Annotated in this window: 2 protein-coding genes; one reads left to right on the forward strand and one right to left on the reverse strand. The window is 59.7% G+C overall.

Annotated elements, in window-relative coordinates; translation table 11 throughout:
* The first annotated feature begins 92 nt into the window (after positions 1-92).
* Complete coding sequence (locus tag ABT116_RS48780) at positions 93-785, forward strand: sensor histidine kinase (protein ID WP_351648018.1); 693 nt, start codon at positions 93-95, stop codon at positions 783-785.
* Positions 786-788: 3 nt separating this feature from the next.
* On the opposite strand, the gene ABT116_RS48785 is transcribed toward ABT116_RS48780, so the two are convergent.
* A partial coding sequence (locus ABT116_RS48785; RefSeq protein ID WP_351648020.1) for a winged helix-turn-helix domain-containing protein occupies positions 789-1,144 on the reverse strand: 356 nt, incomplete at its 5' end.

The following is a 1,144-nucleotide window of genomic DNA, read 5'->3' on the forward strand; positions in this document are numbered from 1 at the left end:
GCAAATCTTCGTTCAACTTTTCAAGATATTGAGTAAGGTTAGGCTTACCTTCAAGCGACGAGATAGCCCGGCTGGCAACAACAATGAACGACATGCTCGCGCGCCTCGACGAGGGTGCACTTGCTCAACAACGATTTGTCAGCGACGCCTCACACGAGTTGCGCAGTCCGCTGTCCACGATCACGACGGCTCTGGAACTGGCACACCGACGCCCGGATCTCCTCGACGACGCGTTGATCGAAGACGCACTACTTCCCGAGGCGCGCCGAATGCGGCAGTTGATCGAAGACCTGTTGATTCTCGCGCGCTCGGACGAAAGCGAACTCGAAAAGTTCGGCATCGTCGTCGACGTCGACCTCGATGACATCTTGTTCGCCGAGCAGAAAAGGATCGACGGTATCTCCGCAGTTACGGTCGCCGCTGCCGTGGCTCCGGTTCGGGTCTCCGGAGACCCGAGAGCATTGACGCGGATGGTGCGAAACCTCGTGGACAATGCAGTGCGGCATGCGGAGACCCTCGTGTATCTCGAGTGCTCCGAAGCCGGAAACGAAGCCCACATCGTGATCGAGGACGACGGGCCCGGAATCCCTGCAGCAGAACGCGAACGAATCTTCGGACGCTTCGTCCGCCTCGACCAGCCGCGGTCGAGGCAGGGAGGTGGCTCCGGACTCGGACTCGCCATCGCGTCGGAAATCGTTGTGGCGCATCACGGAACCATCACCGTCGACGAGAGTGCCGGCGGCGGGAGTCGATTCGAGGTGACGATTCCGCTACCGAACGACTGACGATCAGGCAGTGCCGACAAAGCGGTACCCGACGCCTCGGACCGTTTCGATGCTCTGAGTTCCGAACGGGAGGTCGAGTTTCTTACGAAGGTAACCGATATACACCTCGACGATGTTCTCGTCACCTTCGTAGTTGGTGTCCCAGACAGAGCGAACGATCTCGGTCTTCGTGACCACCACACCATTGTTGCGCATCAAGAATTCGAGAACGCTGTACTCCCGCGGCGTCAGGGTCAATTCGATTCCCGCTCTGCTCACCTGATGTTTGGCCGGGTCGAGGGACAGGTCTCCAACGGAGAGTATCGCCGGACGTTGTGGAGCGCCGCGACGCACCAGTGCGCGCAGCCGAGCGAGAAGCA

It is taken from the genome of Streptomyces sp. NPDC002130, assembly GCF_040296465.1.
GTDB lineage: Bacteria > Actinomycetota > Actinomycetes > Streptomycetales > Streptomycetaceae > Streptomyces.

Excerpts from the sequence above, each read along its gene's own strand:
- ABT116_RS48780 (WP_351648018.1), top strand. The coding sequence starts at position 93 with ATGCTCGCGCGCCTCGACGAGGGTGCACTTGCTCAACAACGATTTGTC.